The 1,566-nt window shown below is 56.1% G+C and carries 1 protein-coding gene; it reads right to left on the bottom strand.

The annotated features are described in order from the left end of the window. On the bottom strand, window positions 1-1,514 hold a 1,514-nt coding region (locus EOA24_RS37485), incomplete at its 3' end, for an amino acid adenylation domain-containing protein (RefSeq protein ID WP_245501956.1). Between the last annotated feature and the right edge of the window lie 52 nt (window positions 1,515-1,566).

Here is a 1,566-nt window from a genome sequence, read left to right as displayed (position 1 = left end):
TTATCGGAGTCCGAGAGCGAGGGGTGGTCCAGGAGCTCCCGCCAGTGAGAGGTGATCGCGCCGCACAGATCGCTGTTCTTCACCGATCCGCTCGTGGTGGTACTGGCTGGCTTCTCGACAGGCGGTGCCGAGGTGTTCACCTTTTCGGCACACAACCGTTCGGCGATTGATTTCCGATCGACCTTGCCACTCGCACTTTTAGGCATCGCTCCGATGATCTGGACACGGTCCGGCACCATGTAGCCAGGGAGCTTCTCACGGACTTGGGCGCGAACAACTGTCTCGAGACAGTCGGTTGGCGCGCCATCTTTGCTCGTTAGGCAAGCGATTAGTCGGCCCGTTCCATTTGCATCACGCTCGAAAACCACGACGACTTCGGCTACGTCTGGGTGATCCGCTATAACGCTCTCAATTTCTCCAAGTTCAACCCTATAGCCGTCGATCTTGACTTGGTGGTCGCGGCGACCACAGAAGAAAAAACAACCACGTTCATCTGAACTCGCAAAATCGCCGGTCCGATACAATCTCGTTCGCGCGCCATTGATATCAATAGCCACGAACCGCTCCTCTGTTCGCTCCTTGTCGCGGAAATAACCCTGCGCGAGGCAAACGCCACCAATATACAGCTCTCCCACCTCTCCTGACCTCACCGGCCGGGCATCCTCACCTAAAATAAACAGTTCGACATTCGGCAGAGGCCTACCGATAGGCGGTAACCTGGGCCATTCAGCTGGATTGCTATCAAGCTCATGACAAGTGACGACGTGTGTCTCGGAGGGACCATATTGATTGAAGAGCCGACACTGAGGGAGCTTGCTGAAAAACTGGCGCAAAGCGGAAGAGACCACGAGTTGTTCGCCGGCGGTGTGGATCTCCCGTAGACTGTCGGGAAACAGATTGCGCTCCACACAATTCGACGCCAATTGTTGGAGCGCGATAAACGGCAGGAACAATCGTTCCACCCGCGCACGCAGTATCTCGTCCGAAAACAAATCGGGATCGATCCGCTGTTCGTGGGTTGGGATGACGATACGGCCACCAGAACAGAGTGTCGAGAATATCTCCTGAAATGATACATCAAACGAAATGGGGGCGAACTGAGCCGTTGCCGCATTATCTGACAGCGTCGAAAGTGCGATCTGCCAGTCCACGAGGTTTTGAAGTGCTGCTCCTCCCATGTCGACTGCCTTCGGCTTGCCAGTCGAACCAGAGGTAAAGATAACGTAGCCACCGGACGTCGGCGGCAGCGCCAAGTCTCGGTTCGACGATCCATCATCGGCCGCGCCCACTCCAACTTCCTCGACCATCACCGTCGAGCACGACGAGACCTCCTTGAGGATCGCCGAACAGATGGCGTTTGAGCTGAGGAGCACGCTCGGATCCGCTTGCGAAAGCATCTCGCGAATGCGACTCACTGGAAGATTTGGTTCCACAGGAACGTAGGAAACACCTAGGATTTGACAGCCGAGGATCGCCGCGATCCGGTCAATGCCGATGGGAAAATAAAGGCCCACGCGGTCCAAACCGGATTCGCGCCCAGTTTTTAGGGCGCGAGCTATCTCACAG

The organism is Mesorhizobium sp. M2A.F.Ca.ET.039.01.1.1 (assembly GCF_003998035.1).
Taxonomy (GTDB): domain Bacteria; phylum Pseudomonadota; class Alphaproteobacteria; order Rhizobiales; family Rhizobiaceae; genus Mesorhizobium.
The sequence above is the reverse complement of the archived record's forward strand: the minus strand, read 5'-3'. Positions and strand labels throughout refer to the sequence as shown.